The organism is Chryseobacterium sp. CG10_8, assembly GCF_058117085.1.
Window position 1 is genome coordinate 1 of record NZ_JBYVEB010000015.1, and the last position, 20,101, is coordinate 20,101.

At 35.9% G+C, this 20,101-nt stretch carries 14 protein-coding genes and 1 tRNA gene; 11 read left to right on the forward strand and 4 right to left on the reverse strand.

From position 1 onward, the window contains the following. Positions 1 to 7: 7 nt before the first annotated feature. Positions 8 to 2,116, reverse strand: a complete 2,109-nt coding sequence (locus AC4AGG_RS04425) for a type IA DNA topoisomerase (RefSeq protein WP_489770776.1) — start codon at positions 2,114 to 2,116, stop codon at positions 8 to 10. Positions 2,117 to 2,385: 269 nt separating this feature from the next. Between AC4AGG_RS04425 and pyrG the strand changes: the two genes are divergently transcribed. Both pyrG and yidC read left to right on the forward strand, forming a co-directional pair. Beyond that, a complete protein-coding gene (gene pyrG, locus AC4AGG_RS04430; RefSeq protein ID WP_489770777.1) occupies positions 2,386 to 4,002 on the forward strand; it encodes a CTP synthase in 1,617 nt (538 codons plus the stop codon). A 157-nt stretch (positions 4,003 to 4,159) separates the two neighbouring features. Continuing rightward, on the forward strand, positions 4,160 to 5,977 hold the full coding sequence (yidC, locus tag AC4AGG_RS04435) for a membrane protein insertase YidC (protein WP_489770778.1): 1,818 nt from the start codon (positions 4,160 to 4,162) through the stop codon (positions 5,975 to 5,977). A gap of 46 nt (positions 5,978 to 6,023) precedes the next feature. Here the strand turns inward: yidC and rnhB are convergent, their stop codons facing one another. Next, the gene (gene rnhB, locus AC4AGG_RS04440) at positions 6,024 to 6,608 is read right to left on the reverse strand and encodes a ribonuclease HII (RefSeq protein ID WP_489770779.1); all 585 of its coding nucleotides are present in this window, start codon (positions 6,606 to 6,608) and stop codon (positions 6,024 to 6,026) included. Positions 6,609 to 6,811: 203 nt separating this feature from the next. Here rnhB and AC4AGG_RS04445 point away from each other — a divergent pair, with 203 nt between their 5' ends. The 4 genes from AC4AGG_RS04445 (at position 6,812) to argS (ending at position 14,186) form a co-directional block, all read left to right on the forward strand. Then, positions 6,812 to 9,775: a SusC/RagA family TonB-linked outer membrane protein gene (locus tag AC4AGG_RS04445; protein WP_489770780.1), complete on the forward strand. Its 2,964-nt coding sequence runs from the start codon at positions 6,812 to 6,814 to the stop codon at positions 9,773 to 9,775. A 19-nt stretch (positions 9,776 to 9,794) separates the two neighbouring features. Continuing rightward, positions 9,795 to 11,429, forward strand: coding sequence for a SusD/RagB family nutrient-binding outer membrane lipoprotein (locus AC4AGG_RS04450; protein ID WP_489770781.1), 1,635 nt, complete (start codon positions 9,795 to 9,797; stop codon positions 11,427 to 11,429). 12 nt (positions 11,430 to 11,441) lie between these two features. Continuing rightward, the gene (locus AC4AGG_RS04455; protein WP_489770782.1) at positions 11,442 to 12,347 is read left to right on the forward strand and encodes a hypothetical protein; all 906 of its coding nucleotides are present in this window, start codon (positions 11,442 to 11,444) and stop codon (positions 12,345 to 12,347) included. Positions 12,348 to 12,422: 75 nt separating this feature from the next. After that, positions 12,423 to 14,186, forward strand: a complete 1,764-nt coding sequence (gene argS, locus AC4AGG_RS04460) for an arginine--tRNA ligase (protein ID WP_489770783.1) — start codon at positions 12,423 to 12,425, stop codon at positions 14,184 to 14,186. A gap of 41 nt (positions 14,187 to 14,227) precedes the next feature. Here argS and AC4AGG_RS04465 read toward each other — a convergent pair. Further along, positions 14,228 to 14,299 (reverse strand) — tRNA-Gln (locus AC4AGG_RS04465). A 91-nt stretch (positions 14,300 to 14,390) separates the two neighbouring features. On the opposite strand from AC4AGG_RS04465, the gene AC4AGG_RS04470 reads away from it, so the two are divergent. The 5 genes from AC4AGG_RS04470 to AC4AGG_RS04490 all read left to right on the forward strand — a co-directional run bounded on the left by AC4AGG_RS04470 (position 14,391) and on the right by AC4AGG_RS04490 (position 18,008). Next, positions 14,391 to 15,515, forward strand: coding sequence for an AMP-binding protein (locus AC4AGG_RS04470; RefSeq protein ID WP_489770784.1), 1,125 nt, complete (start codon positions 14,391 to 14,393; stop codon positions 15,513 to 15,515). Next, the gene (arfB, locus tag AC4AGG_RS04475) at positions 15,512 to 15,904 is read left to right on the forward strand and encodes an alternative ribosome rescue aminoacyl-tRNA hydrolase ArfB (RefSeq protein ID WP_489770785.1); all 393 of its coding nucleotides are present in this window, start codon (positions 15,512 to 15,514) and stop codon (positions 15,902 to 15,904) included. Before AC4AGG_RS04470 ends, arfB begins: the two co-directional genes overlap by 4 nt. A 123-nt stretch (positions 15,905 to 16,027) precedes the next feature. Further along, entirely contained in the window at positions 16,028 to 17,002 is a 975-nt protein-coding gene (locus tag AC4AGG_RS04480) for a deoxyhypusine synthase family protein (RefSeq protein WP_489770786.1), read from the forward strand. A gap of 341 nt (positions 17,003 to 17,343) precedes the next feature. Next, complete coding sequence (locus AC4AGG_RS04485; RefSeq protein ID WP_489770787.1) at positions 17,344 to 17,673, forward strand: hypothetical protein; 330 nt, start codon at positions 17,344 to 17,346, stop codon at positions 17,671 to 17,673. Between the two features lie 29 nt (positions 17,674 to 17,702). After that, entirely contained in the window at positions 17,703 to 18,008 is a 306-nt protein-coding gene (locus AC4AGG_RS04490) for an MGMT family protein (RefSeq protein ID WP_489770788.1), read from the forward strand. 156 nt (positions 18,009 to 18,164) lie between these two features. Here AC4AGG_RS04490 and htpG read toward each other — a convergent pair whose 3' ends face one another. Next, entirely contained in the window at positions 18,165 to 20,060 is a 1,896-nt protein-coding gene (gene htpG, locus AC4AGG_RS04495; RefSeq protein ID WP_489770789.1) for a molecular chaperone HtpG, read from the reverse strand. Between the last annotated feature and the right edge of the window lie 41 nt (positions 20,061 to 20,101).

Sequence of the window (20,101 nt, forward strand, 5' to 3'; positions counted from 1 at the left end):
AAGAAAATTATTTCACCTCAATTTCAAACTGTTCATTCAAGCTTAAAACCCCTTCCGTAATTCCCTCAGGATGCGCTGAATAACCTTTTAGTTTAGAGGTTTTTCCTTTAGTAATTAAATCCATTAATTGTTTTTCAGAAATTTTCTTTCCAAATATCTCGAACGGAATTTTAAACGTACACACTTTATAATCAGAACATCCAACCGCGGTTTTTCCCTTTAGAACAGTATGATTTTTACATTTTGGACAAGTCGTGGTTTCCCACGAAATTTCAGTTGTCTTTCTTGGTGCTTTTTCTTTGGGAGTTTCTTCTTTTTCTTCGTGTAACGTAATCATTTTCCCTCTTCCATCGATGACTTTTTTGGTAAGGTCTTTCACCATTTGGATGAGTTCTTCCTTGAAATGATTGGCTTCATATTCACCCTTTTCAATTTTTCGGAGTTTAAACTCCCATTCTCCGGTTAGTTCGGGACTTTTCAATAATTCGTCTTCGATGGTATCAATGAGGTCCATTCCGGTTGCGGTGGCGTAAAGGTTTTTCTTTTTCTTTTCGATGTATTTTCGTTTGAAAAGGGTCTCGATAATATTCGCACGGGTCGAAGGTCTTCCAATGCCATTATTTTTAAGCATTTCACGAAGTTCTTCATCGTCCACTTGTTTTCCAGCGGTTTCCATCGCTCGAAGAAGCGTTGCTTCTGTGTAAGGTTTTGGCGGACTTGTTTTCCCTTGATGAATGATGGGTTCGTGGTCGCCTTTTTCACCTGCAACAAATTCAGGAATGGTTTGTTCTTCCTCTTTTTCGTCTTTTTCAGAAGTTTCCTTTTTGTCTTTGGCGTAAACCAATCTCCAACCCGGCTCTAAAATTTGTCTTCCCGAAGCTTTAAACGGAATGGTTTCAACCTTTCCTTCCACCAAAGTATTTGAAATTTTACATTCGGGGTAGAACACCGCAATAAAACGTTTCGCTACCAAATCATAAACCAATTTTTCCTCTTTGCTCAAACTTTGTGATGGCAGAATTTCCGTTGGAATAATGGCGTGATGGTCGGTTACTTTACTATCATCAAAAACGGCTTTTGACTTCGGAATAGTCGTTTCCAGTAGAGGAGCAACAAGGTCTTGGTAAAAACGCATCGACCTCAAAATTCCCTCAATTTTCGGATACAAATTTTCAGAAAGGTATGTCGTGTCAACTCTTGGATAAGTGGTGTGCTTTTTTTCGTAAAGACTTTGAATATATTTTAAGGTGTTTTCCGCAGAATAACCATATTTCTTGTTAGCTTCTACTTGCAACGCCGTCAAATCGAACAATCGAGGATTTTTTTCCTTTCCTTCTTTAATTTCAAAAGAAACAATTTCAAATTGGTGTTGTTTTAAATATTCCAAACCTTTTTCAGCTCGGTCTTTGGATTTCAGTCGGTCAATGGAAGCATTGAAAACCACGTCACGATATTTGGTTTTGAGCTCCCAATAATCGGAAGAAGTAAAAGCGTTGATTTCTTTTTGTCTTTCAACCAACATGGCTAAAGTTGGGGTTTGAACTCTACCAATCGACAAAACCGCTTTATTTCCACCAAATTTTTTTGTGAATAATCGAGTTGCATTAATTCCCAAAAGCCAATCACCGATTGCTCTTGCGTTTCCTGCGAGATAAAGATTTTGATAATTTCCTGCAGGTTTCAGTGATGAAAATCCTTCACGAATGGCATCTTCTGTCAATGAAGAAATCCAAAGTCGTTTCATCGGTTTGTTGCATTTGGCTTTCTGTAAAACCCATCTTTGAATGAGTTCTCCTTCTTGTCCTGCATCCCCGCAATTAATGACTTCATCACATTCCTGAACTAATCTTTCAATAACCTTAAACTGTTTTTCAACTCCGTTGTTCTCAATCAATTTAATTCCAAAATTTTGTGGAATGATTGGAAGCGAGAACAGGTTCCAAGATTTGTATGCAGGAGAATAATCTTGTGGTTCTTTCAGCGTACAAAGATGTCCGAAAGTCCACGTCACCCAATATCCATTGCCTTCGTAATAACCACCCAAAGAAGCAGTCGCTCCCAATACTTTGGCGAGATCTCGTGCTACACTTGGTTTTTCGGCGATACAGAGTTTCATCAGTTGGTCTATTTTAACTTTAATTCAAAAAATCTGAACTTTAATTTTCTATATTTTTGAAGGAGGGCAAAGTTCGGTAAATTTTTGCTAGTTTGGAAAGAAAGTATTGGCTAAAGAAAAAATTATCATAAACAATAAACTGGTTGTCAAAATATTGCAAATTAATTTTTAGAGAAAATTATCTTAAAATTCAAAATTTTGGATATACAAACTGAATTAAAATTGCCTACTATTTCTTTTTCTTTTAACTTTGCACAAACCTAAATCTAATGAGCAAAAAGAATACGAAGTACATCTTCGTTACCGGAGGAGTTACTTCTTCACTAGGAAAAGGAATTGTATCTGCATCACTCGGATTACTCTTGAAATCAAGAGGTTACAAAGTGACTATCCAAAAACTAGACCCCTATATCAACATCGACCCAGGAACGCTTAATCCATACGAACATGGCGAATGTTATGTGACCGAGGATGGAGCTGAAACAGACTTGGATTTAGGACATTACGAAAGATTTCTAGACGAACCAACTTCCCAAAATAATAATGTTACGACGGGTAGAATCTACCAAACGGTTATCGAAAAAGAAAGAAAAGGTGATTTTTTAGGAAAAACAGTGCAGGTAATTCCGCATATCACCAATGAAATCAAGCGTAGAATCAAGATTCTTGCAAAACAAAATTACGATATTATCATTACTGAAATCGGTGGAACTGTTGGTGACATCGAGTCTCTTCCTTACATTGAATCAGTAAGACAATTGAAATGGGAATTGGGTGAAAAAAATTCGATGGTCATCCATTTGACGCTACTTCCATATCTTTCTGCAAGTGGAGAATTGAAGACCAAGCCTTCGCAACACTCTGTTAGAATGTTGATGGAAAGCGGTATTCAGGCGGATGTTTTGGTTTGTAGAACCGAACACAAAATTTCGAAAGAAATCAGAGGAAAATTGGCTCAATTCTGTAATGTAGCTGTAGAAAATGTGATTGAAAGTATTGATATGGACACGATTTACGAAGTTCCATTATACTTGGAGAAGCAACATTTTGATGAAGTGGTTCTAAAAGAATTAGGATTAAAATCTGACAAAAAAGCTGAACTTAAGGATTGGAAAAACTTCCTGAAGCGATACAAAAATCCTAAAAAATCTATTGAAATCGCTCTTGTAGGAAAATATGTCTCATTACAAGATTCTTACAAATCTATTGCGGAAGCCTTTATCCACGCCGGCGCAGAGAAAGAAACCGAAGTCAAAGTGAGATGGGTGTATAGTGGTGAACTTACTGAAGATAATATTAAAGAAACGTTTGCTGGAATCGACGGAATGCTTATTGCTCCAGGTTTTGGTGACCGTGGTATTGAAGGTAAAATTTTAGCTACTAAATATGCCCGTGAAAATAATATTCCGCTTTTGGGAATTTGTTTGGGAATGCAAGTGATGACGATTGAGTTTGCAAGAAATGTTTTAGGATTAGAGAAAGCCAACTCAATGGAATTTGATACCTCGTCACCAGATCCAGTGATTTCTCTAATGGCAGATCAGAAAAATGTAGTAGAAAAAGGTGGAACAATGAGACTTGGAGCTTGGAAATGTGACTTGAAGAACAACTCCAAATTACAAGAAATCTATGGAAGCAAGCATATCTCGGAAAGGCACCGTCACCGATATGAGTTCAATTCGGAGTATCAACAGGATTTCGAAAAACAAGGATTAATTCCGACAGGATTTAACCCAGAAACTAATTTGGTGGAAACTTTGGAGTTGAAGAACCATCCTTTCTATATTGGAGTACAATATCATCCAGAATACAAAAGTACAGTGGAGACTCCGCACCCTTTATTTATTGCGTTTGTCAAAGCTTGTACAGACAACAAAGCTGAGTAATAACTACGAAATTAAAAATGCTTCCCTTTCGGAAGCATTTTTTATCTGACAAAAAGTAAACGATTCCAAAATTATCTGTATTTTTGTCCACTCTAATTTTCACGGAATAAGATTTGTCAAAATTTTTGAATCTTAATCTTTTAATTAAAAAAATATAATGCAACAGAACAGCGGATTAGATAGAAAACAACTGATTAGTTTCATGATTTTTTCTTTGCTTTTTTTGGGAGCCATGTTTTATTTCCAAAATCAACAAGCAAAAAATCAGCAAGCAACAGAACAAACTAAAGCCAAAACGGAGCAGTCAAAAGCAACACCTGCAACAACAACTTCGACAGCGACCATTCCTCAAAATGTTTCGCCGGCTTCGATTCAGAATGTCAAACTTCAAAATGATGAACTTAATCTAGAGTTTGCAAGTCTTGGAGGTCAACTTTCTTCCGTAGAGTTGAAGAAATATAAAGCTTACAATAAGCAAACCGACAAAGCGGATCTACCGCTTAATATTATTCAGAAGAACAATTCGACTTACGGTTTTCAATTCAAAGATAAAGCAGGTAAGTTAATTAATACAAGAGACCTTAATTTCGTTCCGACAGTAAGCGGAAATACTGTGACAATGACTTACGCTATCCCCAATGTAAGCATTCAGTTCGTCTATACTTTACTTCCAAAATACACCTTAGATTTTAAAGTTAAAACTCAAGGTCTTGCTAATCTTACTTCTGGTTCCGAAGCTGATTTTATCTGGGATTACAATGTAAGAGAATTAGAAAAAGGTCGAGCACAAGAACAATCCCATTCAGAATTTGGATATGCATTTAGCAATTATGAAGATTATGATACGGATGGAAGAACAACATTGGAAGAACCAGATGAGACACTTAATTGGTTAGCAATTAAGCAACAGTTCTTTTCTTCTGTCATCGAATCAAAGACTGGTTTCAATAACTCAAAAGGTAGTTCTGAACCAATTGAAGAGGGAGAATACTTAAAGAAATTCAATTTTGATGGACAAATTGCTATGAATGGAGGCGAGTTCAATCAAGATTTTACTTGGTACTTCTTGCCTTTGGATTTACCTTTATTAAAATCTTATGAAGGTAAGAACTTTGACGAAATTTTACCTTTGGGTTGGACTTTTATCGGAGCAATGAACCGTTACTTCTTCATTCCAATGTATAATATCATTGCAAAATGGGGGATTCCAGCAGGATGGATAATTTTCTTGATGACCATCTTGGTCAAATTATTATTGGCTCCTGTAATGTTCCGTCAGCATAAATTAAGTGCGATGATGAGAGTCATCCGCCCTGAAATTGATGAGGTTAACAAGAAGTACAAAGATGCTGACCCAATGAAGAAACAACAGGAAGTGATGGCGGTCTATAGAAAGGCAGGAGTTAATCAAATGGCAGGCTGTCTTCCAGCGTTATTGCAGATTCCTATTTTCTATGCACTTTTCCGATTCTTCCCTAATTTTATTGAGTTGAGAGGAAAAAGCTTTTGGTTTGCAAAGGATTTGACAGCATATGACGATTTAATTAAATTACCTTTTAGTATTCCATTTTTAGGAGATCATTTAAGTGTTTTTGCTTTGGCGTGTACTGCGGTAATTCTTATCTATACGATAATGACCGCTGGTTCAACTCAGATGCCACAGCAAGAAGGGATGCCTAATATGAAGGTGATAATGTATATTTTCCCAATAACATTCTTGTTTTTCTTAAATACTTCTGCTTCTGGACTTTCTTGGTATTATTTTGTTTCCAACGCTATTAATATTTTGATCATTTTGGTGATTAAATATTGGATTTTGGATGAAAAGAAAATTCACGCTCAGATCCAAATGAATAAACAAAAAGAACCAAAAAAAGAAGGTAAATTCCAAAAGCGTATGCGTGAAATGATGGAGAAAGCTCAAGAGCAACAACGTGTGCAGCAAGATCAAGCGAACAGACAGAAAAAGAAATAAACTTTTATAAAATAATTTAAAGCCAGATAATCTCTGACTTTTTTATTTAATCATAATCAAGACGAAAGGATTTGCGATGATGAATGGTCGGGCCAAACTCTTTCAGCGCTTTTTGATGTTGTTTCGTTGCATAACCAAAATTTTTATCCCAACCATATTGTGGAAACTCTTCATGAAGCTGGATCATCAGTTGGTCTCTATAGTTTTTTGCTAAGATTGAAGCAGCAGCAATACTCAAATATTTTGAGTCTCCTTTGACAATGCAATGATGGGGAGTGAAATTATAAGGATGAAACTTGTTACCATCCACCAAAATCAACTCAGGTTGAATTGATAATCCATCTAGAGCCAAATGCATTGCGTGAATTGAAGCTTGTAATATGTTGTGTTCGTCTATAAATTCGGGTGACAATTCAGCAATAGCGTACGCGTTAACATGCTCTTTAATATAGCTGTCCAATTCTCCCCTAACTTTGAAATTAAGCTTCTTGGAATCATTTACCAAGTCGTTTTCGAAAGAATCACTAAGTATTACCGCGGCTGCAACAACAGGTCCACATAAGCAACCTCTGCCGACCTCATCACAGCCCGCTTCAACAAATCCGCTAGAAAAACTTTTAAGTAATGACATTTGTTAAAATAATTTAACAAATATACCGTTTTATCAAATAGATTAAAAACACTGCTAAAGAGCTGTTATTATGAATGTTTTAGTATTTTAAAATATTAATGATTAATAATATACTATGCTCGAATTAATAAATAATTAAGGAATTATTTGCATACATTAAGTTTTTTTTACAATTTTGTTCACATTATAGAAATTTATTTGATATGAAGAAACTAACAACAAGCGTTTTAGCTGTTGTTCTTGTTTCGTCCTTTACGATTGTAAACGCGCAACAAGATACTGCTAAGGCAAAAAAAATCGATGAAGTCGTAGTGACGGCTTTGGGGATTAAAAGAAATGTTAAGGAAATCGGCTATACAACTTCCAAAGTTAGTTCTGATGAATTAACAGATAACGCTGAACCCGATATCTTTAGATCTATTGGGAATTCAGTTCCAGGGTTAACGATTAATACCTCAACTGGACAGCCTGGATCAGCCAACAAGATTGTCATTAGAGGTATGAATTCAATGAATGGAAATGATCCTTTGATTATTGTTGATGGTATTCCTTATTCTGATTCTGAGGTATCTTCCTCTTCTAGGACCGTAAGTGGAGCTCAAAACATGGCCGGTATTTCATCGTTAGACCCGAATGATATTGAGTCTATGAATATTTTGAAGGGTGCAGCCGCAGCATCTCTCTATGGTTCTCGTGGATCCAATGGGGTTATACTTATTACCACTAAATCTGGTTCATTAAATAGGGGGAAAAGGGATAGATTAAATATTGATTTTTCGACAACTACTGCATTTGAAGATATTGCAAATCTTCCAGAGTACCAAAATAAATATGGAACTGGTTCTAACTTCAATTATTCTAATGCTAATGGTTCTTGGGGGCCAGCATTCGGAACGATTGAAACAATTCCAACATGGCCTGAGTTTTACAATTCAGGCGTAATTAGTACATCAACTATTCCGTATGTTGCTCAGCCAAACAATGTTAAAAATCTTTTCAGAACTGGATATCTTTGGGATAACTCGATAACCCTTAATAAAACATTTGAGAATTCTTCAATTACAATGGTTGCATCAAAGTTAATGCAAGAAGGTTATATTCCATTTTCTGAATTTGATAGGACAAGTTTCTCTTTAGGGGCGAATACAGTTGTTAACAAGTTTAGAATGGGGGGTAAATTATCTTACTCTACTAATAAGCAAGTAGGTTCTTTTTTTGGAAGTAATCAGTTTTCGGATGCTGATGGTTCCGGTACATCCTCCTTTGCTAGAACTATGATATTGGGTAGAAACTGGGATACAAGTTTACCATACGAGCATCCAATTACTGGTGCACCTTTGACATGGAATGGTTCCTCCCAATTTGACAATCCTTTATGGGCTTGGAAGCATAACCAAATAAAAACAGAAGCAGATAGGACTGTTGCACAGGCAAATATGGGATATGATTTTAATTCATGGTTAAAGCTAGATGGTCGTCTTGGTGTTAATAAATACAATCTTGAACGACGAGAGATTATCGATAGACTTTCAAGAGGCGCTCAAGGTCTTGGTCTACAAAGAAAAGATAATTATACATCAGAAGAAATCAACGGTGCATTGATGCTCAATATCAATAAGGAAGAGATATTTCCAAATTTCTCATTAACTTCTAATATTGGTACAGATTTCAACCAAAAAACAGAAACTAGGTATTTGGTTAAGGGTACAGAGATGAAAGTCCCTAATCTATTCACTTTGTCTAATTACAAAAATATTACACTAGAAGCAGACAATTACTATAGGTATAGGCTCTTTGGTATATATGCTGATATGACTCTTGGTTATAATAGTTATGCATTTCTTACTTTAACTGGAAGGAATGAGTGGGATTCTGCATTACCTCGTGATAATGATAATTATTTTTACTATAGTGTTTCTGGATCATTTGTATTTTCAGATGCATTCAAATTAAAAGGTGATGTTTTTAATTTTGGAAAGTTAAGAGCTTCTTATGGAACTGTTGGTAATGGTGTTGGAAATACGTTGGGAGCGTATTCGGTCGGCAGATACTATAACATTGATTCACCTGTTTGGGGTGGTCAAGCTCAGTATTATTTGCCTTCGCAGATAACAGATGCTGGTTTAAAGCCAGAACTTTTGAAAGAAATTGAATTTGGAACTGATTTAGAGTTTTTCAATCGTAGATTAACTGTTAATTTTACTTGGTATAAACAGAACGCAACTGACCAGATTGTTCCTGCAACTATCGCATCAACAACTGGATATAATTCTTTCCTTACAAACATGGGAGAACTTCAAACAAAAGGTATAGAATTAGCGACAACAATTATTCCTATAAAAACGCAAAATTTCAAGTGGGAGTTCGAAACAGCTTTTTCAAAATATAAAAGCGAAGTACTGAGCTTAAGAGAAGGGTTGACAAGAGTTCAAATCTTAGCTAATCAGCCAGGCTATTATATTGTTGGTGAAGCACCAGGAGTGTTTTTTGGATCTGCTGCAGCAAGAGACGATAATGGAAATATACTAATTGATCCAGCGACAGGTACAATGATTGTTGATCCAAATGAGAGGATTATTGGAAATCCTCATCCTGATTTTAGAGTTGGCTTCACTAATTCCCTTAATTATAAGAATATATCTCTAGGTTTTTCAGTTGATTGGAAGCAAGGTGGAGACGTATTTTCTCAAACAATTGTTGATTATCTCGGTCGAGGGGTAACAAGAGATACCGAAGATAGAGAGGGGGTTTTTGTAATGAATGGTGTTTATGGTAATACAGATACTTACCAACCAATTCTTGACTCTAATGGTAATGTAATCCAAAATACAACTGCCATAAATGCTAATTCGATGTATTTTGGAAGCGGTTCTTACGGGATAAATGGGGCTGATGAATGGGCAGTATATGATGGAACAGTTATACGTTTACGAGAGATAAACTTAGGTTACGAACTTCCTAAAAAATTCTTGGAGAGAACTTTCATTAAGTCTGTCAAATTTAGTTTGTATGGGCAAAATCTTTGGTATGTTGCTCCTAACGTTCCAAAGTATACCAACTTTGATCCAGATGTGACAAGTTTTGGAACAACCAACCTAGTAGGCGTTGAATTTGGTGCAGCACCAACTGGGAAAAGATATGGAATTAACTTAAAAGTTCAATTTTAACACTAAACATTCAAGAAAAATGAAAAAATTTAAAAATATATTATGGGCTTCAATGGCGGTTGTGTCTTTAATGTCTTGTAGTAATTATATTGACAGTGTAGAAGAAGTTAATCCTAATGAGCCTTCAGAAGTGCCTATTGGAGGTATATTAACTGGTGGTCAACTAAATCTAGCAAATGATTTTGCATATAGTTTATATTATAGCGAGGTTTTGCAAGCGTATACCCATCAGATGGTTATAAGAGAAGAAGGTGGTAGATACGATATTTCTACAGCTAATTCGGCAAACCAGAATTCTTGGGATAATTTCTACTCATCCACAGTCAAGCAATTAGACGCAGTTATTACCACTGGAACAGAAAATGATGATATGATTTATGTGGGAATTGCGCAAATTATGAAAGCTTACGCTTTTACAAGGGCGGTTGATGTTTGGGGGGATATTCCATTTAGCGAGGCAGGTCAAGGGCAAGGAAATTTGAATCCTGCTTTTCAAGATGATCAAGAAATTTATACTGCTTGCTTTGACCTAATTGACCAAGGGGTTAATAATCTTAGCGTTACAGCAACTAACAGTTTTAAGCCTGGTGCGGATGATATTTTTTATGCGGGTAATTTAGGAAAATGGAAAAGATTTGCAAATACCTTAAAATTGAATCTTTATAATAAAGTTCGAAATACGAGTTTGTATGATAATACCGAAGTGGTGGCGTTAATTTCAGGGGGTAACTTGATGTCTAGCATCAATGACGATTTTGAATTAAAATACACTTCTAGCAATACCGCTGCAGATATGAGAAATCCACTCTTTAGGGATGAATATGGTGGTGGACAAATTACCCACTACATAAGTCCTTTCTTGTACGAAATGCAAAAAGGATGGAATACGAATGTTTTTACTGGTATCGTTGATCCACGAGCTCCCTATTATTATGTAAATCAACTAGCTCCCGGTCAAACGCCGACCAATACAGGTGATTATCATGACTTATCCACAGGATTCTTGTCAATTAGATTTGGTTCTGTTGGGCCTTATGTTGATGCAGCTCAAAGGTCTTCTGGAACCATGGTTGGTAATTATATTGCAGGAGGTAAGTATGATTCGGGAACTGGAGGCAGTATAAAAATAACTTCGGGGACAGGGTATGCTCCATTAAGAATGCTAACTTATTACGACAGGTATTTTATTGAAGCTGAATTAATTCAAGCTGGGTTGGTTTCTGGGAGTGCTGAGACTGCACTTCAAAATGCAATGAATGCAGCCTTTGCAAAAGTCAATCAGATAGCAGCTTATTCTAATATTTCTTCAATATCTAGTTCTGCTCAGAGTTCTTATGTTTCTGCTGTTTTAGCAGAGTTTGCTACTGCTTCTTCTTCAAAGAAAATGGAGATCATCATGACTCAAAAGTGGTTAGCGAATTTTGGTAATCCTTTGGAATGTTATAATGATTATAGAAGAACAGGGTATCCAGTTTGGCCGGATCCAAATAGCTCAACAGCTGAATATGCTTTGGCTGGATTAGACGATAGCGAAACGTACATTAGCCGAAGTTATCCGTTGTCAGAATTTTGGCCATCTAGTGAACTTGCTTCAAATTCAAGTGCACCAGTACAGAAAGCTCCTGCTACCTATAAAGTTTTTTGGGATAATTAATAAGTTTATAAAATGAAAAATATATTTAGAATATTAGCTTTTAGTTTGCTTAGTGTTAGCACTCTATCGTGTAATGATGAAGACAGCTTGGATCATGGGCGTGCCAACTCTGTTGAGGTGCCTCTAGCCGCATTTGAAAAATTGTCATCTGGATCGCAATTCGTTGATGCTGGAAATTTTAGTTCAACAAATATTGTATATACTCTTGATTATCAAGCTGGAAAAAATTTAGCAAGTACTGTGGATGTTTATGTTGAATGGACTGGCGATGGTAGTTTTGCACCAGTGTTAGCAGAATCTGGTATTTCAACATCACAGTTGCCTTTTACTGGTACTATTACTGCTTCAGAACTGAAACAATATTTTCCAGCAATTTCAACTCAAGGTGTTGCTGTAGGAGAACAGTTTATTGTCTTTGCTGTCACACACGCAACAAGTGGAGTTAGCTATCCAACCTATACAAGTTTAGGTGCTGGAATTGGTGCGTCAGATATGAGTTCCAGCTTGATTACTCATTATCCATACTTGATTTATGATGTATCTTGTTCATCAAATTTAGCGGGAACTTATAATTATTCCACATCTAATTTCTTTGCTCCAGGTGGATCTGTTGTTGGTACTGCTACTTCAGGGACTGTAACCCTTACAGAGACCGCTGCTGGTGTTTATTCAATTTCAGATGCAAGTTTTGGTTGTTGGCCTTACTTCTATTCGGAAACAGCAGATGGACTTAGTTTTAAAGATGTTTGTAACCAAATATCGTTTACAGGAAGTTCTCAATATGGAGACACATTCATAATAAGTAATATTGTTGTGAGCGGGAGTACTTTTTCGTTTCATTGGGAAACTTCATATGGCGAATATGGTGACACAATTTTAACGCGTACAGATGGTACAAGTTGGCCTAATCTACACTAGTTAGAAAAAACTATTTACAAACCACTCTTCGGAGTGGTTTTTTTATTTCCTTATCTTTGCAAAAATTTATATTTCATGAGTATCAAGAACAATATACAATCTAATATATCGGAGATTATTTTTAATCTTTTTCAATTGAGGGACGTGACATTGGAAGTTCAAGAGAATAAAACGGACTTTCCGGGTGATTTCACCATTGTTATTTTTCCTTTGGTAAAAGAACTTAAGAAGAATCCCGAAGCCATTGGTAACGAACTCGGAGCAGAGTTAGCGTCAAAGTTTGATTACATCAAAGGTTACAATGTAGTGAAGGGTTTTCTGAATTTGGAAATTGAAGATCAGCTTTTCATCAAAAATTTTCAAGACATTAACCAAAACTTTGGAAAAAGAGATGATAAGAACGAGACCGTAATGGTTGAGTATTCTTCTCCTAATACTAACAAGCCATTGCATTTGGGCCATATCAGAAATAATCTTTTAGGGTACTCCGTAGCAAAGATTCTTGCAGAAGATGGGTACAACGTCATCAAGACTCAAGTTATCAATGATCGTGGAATCCATATTTGTAAATCGATGTTGGCTTGGGAAAAATTTGGAAATGGTTCAACACCAGAAAGCTCAGGTCTCAAAGGAGATAAATTAGTTGGAAATTTCTACGTAGAATTTGACAAACAGTACAAAAAAGAAATCTTTGAATTAATTGCTCAAGGACTGAGTGAAGAAGATGCAAAGAAACAAGCTCCAGTTATCATGGAAGCTCAAGAAATGTTGATGAATTGGGAGAAAGGAGATGTTGAGGTTAGAAACCTGTGGAGTACTATGAATTCGTGGGTATATGCTGGCTTTAATGAAACATACAAAAGGTTAGGCGTAGATTTTGACCAAGCTCAATATGAGAGTGATACCTATCTTTTGGGAAAAGATTTGATTCAAGAAGGATTAGAAAAAGGTGTTTTTTATCAAAAAGAAGACACTTCAATTTGGTGTGATCTTACGGATGTTGGTTTGGACGAGAAATTACTGATGCGTTCTAATGGAACTTCAGTCTATATGACTCAGGATTTGGGAACAGCGGTGCAGCGTTTCAAGGAGAATAATATTCAAAAATTGATTTATACTGTGGGAAATGAGCAAGATTACCATTTTCAAGTATTATTTAGTATTTTGAAGAAGTTAGGTTACGAATGGGCAGACCAATTGTACCACTTGTCTTACGGAATGGTTGAGCTTCCGGACGGAAAAATGAAATCTCGTGAAGGAACAGTTGTGGACGCAGATGATTTGATGCAGGAAATGTACGAAACAGCGAAATCAAAAGCTCAAGAACTGGGTAAACTCGAAAATTTATCCGAAGAAGAAAAAGAGAATTCTTACGAAATCGTTGGAATGGGTGCTTTAAAGTATTTCATGTTGAAAGTTGATCCTAAGAAGAAGATGCTTTTCAATCCAGCGGAAAGCATCGATTTTAATGGAAATACAGGGCCTTTTATCCAATATACATATGCGAGAATCCAATCTCTTTTAACGAAAGCAGATTATAAAGGAAATGAAATTTCTTCGGAAGTTGAGTTAAATGAATTCGAAAAAGAGCTTATTATGCAATTATCCAACTATAAGGAAACAGTTGAAAAAGCAGCTGAAACCTTGAGCCCTGCGCATATTGCTAACTATGTCTATGAAGTGGTGAAATCTTACAATTCTTTTTATCAAAACAATCCAATTTTGATTCAAGAGGATGAAAATATCAAAAATTTCAGACTTCAGCTGTCCGATTTAACAGCAAAAACAATCAAAAAATCGTTGGGATTATTAGGAATTGATACCGTGAATCGAATGTAAATAAAAACAAAAAACCTTCTGAATTACAGAAGGTTTTTTTGTAGACCCACAGGGACTCGAACCCCGAATGACTGAACCAAAATCAGGTGTGTTACCAATTACACCATGGGTCTATCCGTTTTTTGGTGGTGCAAATTTAAAATAAAATTCCTTTTACACAAAGAAAATTTTGAATATTTTTTTACTTTTATCCTTTATTTTCCAATGATTGATTTTAAAGATTTAAATATTAACGGGTTAGAATTTGAAAAAAGATTCGATAATGATGTTCTTGAGTTTCTCAAAGAATGGTTTTCTGATTCCAAAACAGTAGCTGTGCAGACATCTGGTTCAACGGGAGCTCCTAAAATTTTTGAAATAAAGAAGCAGAAAATGCTCAATTCCGCAAAAATGACTTGCGATTTTTTAGGATTAAAAGAAGGAAATTCTGCCTTAATTTGCCTTCCGATAGAATATATTTCAGGAAAAATGATGGTCGTTCGGTCCATAGAGAGACAGTTGCAATTGCATCTTTCCGAGCCAAGTTTAAACCCTTTAGAAAATTTGAATGAATCAATTGATTTCTGTGCGATGACGCCTTTACAAGTGGAAAAATCTCTTGATAAAATACATCTCATAAGAAAACTCATTATCGGCGGAGCAGCGGTTTCAGAAAGTTTAAAAAATAAAATTTTTGAAGCTCTGGGTTCTCGGTTCTCGGTTCTTGAATCTGTCACACTAAGCGGAGTTGAAGTGTATGAAACTTACGGCATGTCCGAAACCCTCTCTCATATTGCTTTAAAACAAATTTATCCCAATTCCGAAAGCTATTTTACAGTCTTAGATGGTGTCGAGATATCTCAAGATCAAAGCGGATGTTTAACTATTTTAGCTCCAAAACTGAATTCTGAGATATTGAAAACTAATGATTTAGTTGAATTAAAAAGCGAGAAGCAATTCAGATTTTTAGGAAGAATAGATAATGTCATTAATTCTGCTGGCGCAAAGATTTTCCCAGAAGAATTAGAAGCTAAGGTTAAAAAGCAAATTCCAAATGAAGTTGTATTTCTGGGGATACCGGATGAAAATCTTGGTCAAAAATTAATTTTGGTTGTGGAAAAGGATGCTTCGACTACGCTCAGCATGAAGGAACAAAATCTTCAGTCTGAGCGAAGTCGAAGACTAAAATTTAAGATTCAAAATTTAGAATTCGAAAAGTCTTTTCACAAACCGAAAGAAATTATTTTCGTCCAGAAGATTCCAAGAACGCCCAATGGAAAAGTGGATAGAATTAAACTTCAGGAAATTGCAACAACCTCCATCCTCAATCTTCCATCTTCCGACTTATGAAAAACTTCACAACAGAACTCACTTACAAAACTTCTCGCAGCAGTGGCGCGGGCGGACAAAACGTGAACAAGGTCGAAACTACTGTTACCGTAATGTGGACAGTTGCAGACAGTCAATTTTTCAATGACGAGCAAAAAGAATTGATTTCTCAGAAACTCAAAAATCGAATTAACTTAGAGGGAGTTTTACGATTAACCGTTTCAGAAAGTAGAACTCAACTTCAAAACAAAAAAATCGCTACCGAAAAAATTTTGGAAATAGTCAACAAATCGTTGATTAAACCCAAACCAAGAAAAGCAACAAAACCTTCCAAAGGACAAATCGAGAAAAGACTGAATCAAAAGAAGCAGAATTCTGAAAAGAAAGAAAATCGCAGGTTTAGAATTTGAAAATGAGACAATTTAAAAATTCTCTATTATCTAGGGTTTCTTTCATTACATTTGTTATCTAATATCTGAAATCTAATATCTAACTTCTAATATCAAATTTCTATCTTTGCAAAAATCAAAAAAATGAGCAAACCGATTACCGAGTTTATCGAAAAATATTATTTGCATTTCAATGCGGCTGCATTGGTTGATGCATCCAAAGGCTATGTAGCACACCTTAAAGATGGTGGTAAAATGATGATTACTTTGGCTGGAGCTATGTCAACAGCTGAATTAGGGAAAATTTTGGCTGAAATGATTCGTCAGAACAAAGTAAATTTCATTTCTTGTACAGGTGCGAACTTGGAGGAAGATTTAATGAATCTTGTCGCACATTCACATTATGAAAGAGTTCCTCATTACAGAGATTTGACTCCGCAAGAAGAGTGGGATTTATTGGAAAGAGGATTGAATCGTGTTACAGATACTTGTATTCCTGAAGAAGAAGCATTCCGAAGATTGCAGAAACATATTTATGAAATTTGGAAAGACGCAGACACTAAGGGAGAAAGATATTTTCCTCATGAATTTATGTACAAAATGATTCTTTCAGGTGTTTTAGAGCAATACTATGAAATTCCAAGAGAAAATTCTTGGATGATTGCAGCTGCTGAAAAGAATTTGCCAATTGTTGTACCAGGATGGGAAGACTCTACAATGGGAAATATTTTTGCAAGCTATTGCATTAAAGGTGAGTTAAAACCAACGACAATGAAGTCAGGTATCGAATATATGGCTTATTTGGCAGATTGGTACACTGCAAATTCTGGTGGAAAAGGAGTTGGTTTCTTCCAAATCGGAGGCGGAATCGCAGGAGATTTCCCTATTTGTGTAGTTCCGATGTTGTATCAAGATATGGAAATGCATGATATTCCTTTCTGGTCGTATTTCTGTCAGATTTCAGATTCAACGACGTCTTACGGTTCGTATTCTGGAGCAGTTCCAAATGAGAAAATTACTTGGGGTAAATTAGATATTACTACACCGAAATTTATCGTTGAAAGTGATGCAACTATTTGTGCACCATTGATGTTCACTTATATTTTGGAGAACGCATAATAACATTAAGTTGTAGAGAAAAGAATTTCACTTTTTTTGAAAAATAGATAAAGCACCTTTTTTAAGGTGTTTTTTTATGGCGTAACCTTCGCCAAAACATTTCCAGCAACTCGGGTAACCTTGGTTTATACTGAGCTTGCTGAAGTATCCGCTACAATCTTTTTTCCAAGCTTAATCTTTTGCGAGAAAAAGGATTTTCGCTACCATCGCTTACGCAATCTGCACTCATTTTATATATACTTCGCTCAATTTTCTTATTTTTACAATACGTCTTTTTTAGATATAAAGATTTATATAATAACGATTGATTTTGTTTAATTTTCATAACTAATTAATAATTAATGGCAAAAATAGAACTAAAGCAAGAAATCTATAACAAGTACCACTATTATCTCAATAGCAATTACAATGAAAAGTATATACGAAAGCAGCTAATTCAAGACGGGTATCTTGAATCAGATGTCAATGAGGTATTGCAGGAAATGAGTGATCGAAAGAACAAGCAACTGTTGGAAAAGAGAAAACAACAGAAAGCTTCCAGTATTTTGCTATATGTGCTTGGTAGTATTGTTCTTTGTTTAGGATTTGCAGTTTTACTAACAGGAGTTGTCCCTGGTTCCATTGCGTTAATTTTTGGAGCAGTAATGATCTTTATTAAGGCCAACAGATAATTATTTTGTAATATGAAGCTTCTTGAATCATGAACGAACTATTTAAACAGCAAGTTTGGGAGATTGCCAGACTGATTCCGGAAGGTCGGGTTTCTACTTATGGAGCGATTGCAAAAGCAGTGGGTTTTCCAAATCATTCCCGGCATGTGGGCAAGGCGATGGGAGGTTGTCCTAAAGATGTTCCTGCGCATCGGGTTTGCAATTCTGCGGGACAAATCACGGCAAGCTGTCTCCACGAATTTGTCGAAAAACTCGACAAAGAAGGTGTTGAAGCCAAAGATACCAAAATTAAGAATTTCAAAAACCTTTTCTGGAATCCTTTGGATGAGTTGTAATCACCCTTTAAATATTATTTCGGCGGAGCCAAAGGCTCCACCGAAATTATTTAAAACTTTAATTGTTTTATTTTTTGGATGTCATGCTGACGGAGGAAGCATCTTTTGAGATCCTTCGTTTCGCTTTGCTCCACTCAGGATGACAACCCCCAAAACTTACTTCTCCAATTGGTTATAACTTCTTTGGATGAAGTTGGTTAAATCCTTACCTTTCAAAAGGTTTTGAGATAATTTAGCCAAATCCAAAGCGTACTGAATTAAGCTTGCTTTTTCGTCAGCGTTTTCTGTTTTCAAAATTTGATTCGAAAATTCGCTGTTGGAGTTGATGACCAAGTTGTACATTTCAGGGAATCCGCCCATTGCAAACATTCCGCCACCACCTGTCATTTGCATATCTTTCATACGACGCATAAATTCAGGTTGCGTAATCGTGAAAGGCGCATCATTGCTGTCCAAATCTTCCAATTGAATCGTGAATTTGGTATCGTTAATCGCATCTTCAACTTCTTTTTTCAGGGTTTCTTTTTCAGTTTCATTGAGTTTTGAAATTGTAGGTTCGTCTTTTTTAATCAAATTATTAATGTGGTCTGCATCCACTCTCGCAAACGAAATATTCTCTTTAGAAGTTTCTAATTTTTGAATTAAATGTGGAACGATAGGAGAGTCCAACAACAATACTTCATAACCTTTGTCTTTCGCAGATTGAATATAAGAATCCTGTTCGTTGGTATTGGTTGCGTACAAAATAACTGTTTTTCCGTCTTTGTCGGTTTGGTTCAGTTTGATTTTGTCCATCAATTCACTCCACAAGAAATAGGTTTCGTCAACAGTTGGATACAATGTGAATTTGTCCGATTTTTCGTAGAATTTCTCTTTCGAAATCATTCCGTATTCAATCACGATTTTGATGTCGTTCCATTTTTTCTCGTAATCTTCACGGTTTTCATTGATGAGTGAAGCCATTTTATCTGCCACTTTTTTGGTGATGTAAGAAGAAATTTTCTTCACGGCACCATCTGCTTGTAGATACGACCTGGAAACATTTAATGGAATATCTGGTGAGTCAATCACACCACGAAGCAACATCAAGAAGTCTGGAACAATGCCATTAACTTCATCCGTTACAAAGACTTGATTTTGATATAATTGAATTTTATCTTTTTCGATGTTGAGGTTGTTGTTCAGTTTTGGGAAAAACAAAACACCCGTCAAATTGAAAGGATAATCCACATTCAAATGAATATTGAACAACGGTTCCTCGAACTGCATTGGATACAACTCGTGGTAAAATTTCATATAATCCTCATTGGTCAATTCACTTGGTGCAATCGTCCAAGCTGGATTTGGATTATTGATGATGTTGTCCACTTCTTCAGTTTCTGGTTTTGTTCCTTCTGGAGCGTCTTCAGGAAGTGGAAGTGTATGCGTTCTCGTCCCGAACTTAATCGGAATCGGCATGAATTTGTTGTACTTACTCAACAATTGGCTGATTCTATTTTCTTCCAAAAATTCAGTTGAATCTTCCGCAATGTGAAGAATAATTGTAGTACCTCTTTCGGTTTTATCTTCGGTTTCTTCTAAAGTAAATTCAGGACTTCCGTCGCAAGTCCAACGAACTGCTTTTGAGTTTTCTTGATAAGATTTGGTTAAAATTTCAACTTTATCCGCCACCATAAACGCCGAATAAAACCCCAAACCAAAATGTCCGATAATCCCTGAATCCTTCGCCGAATCTTTATATTTTTCTAAAAATTCTTCCGCACCTGAAAAAGCCACTTGATTGATGTATTTTTCAACTTCTTCGGCAGTCATCCCAATTCCTTGGTCGATGATGGTTAAGGTTTTTTCGTCTTTGTTAATTTGGACTTCAATCTTTGGAGTTCCGTAATCCACCCTAGCTTCTCCAATCGTAGTAAGGTGTTTCAGCTTAAGCGTTGCATCCGTTGCGTTGGAAATAAGCTCTCTTAAAAATATTTCGTGGTCGCTATAAAGAAATTTCTTGATGAGTGGGAAAATATTCTCCACCGATACATTAATACTTCCTTTTGTCATAATATGTTGATTTTAATTTTTCTGATGAATATTTTTCAAAA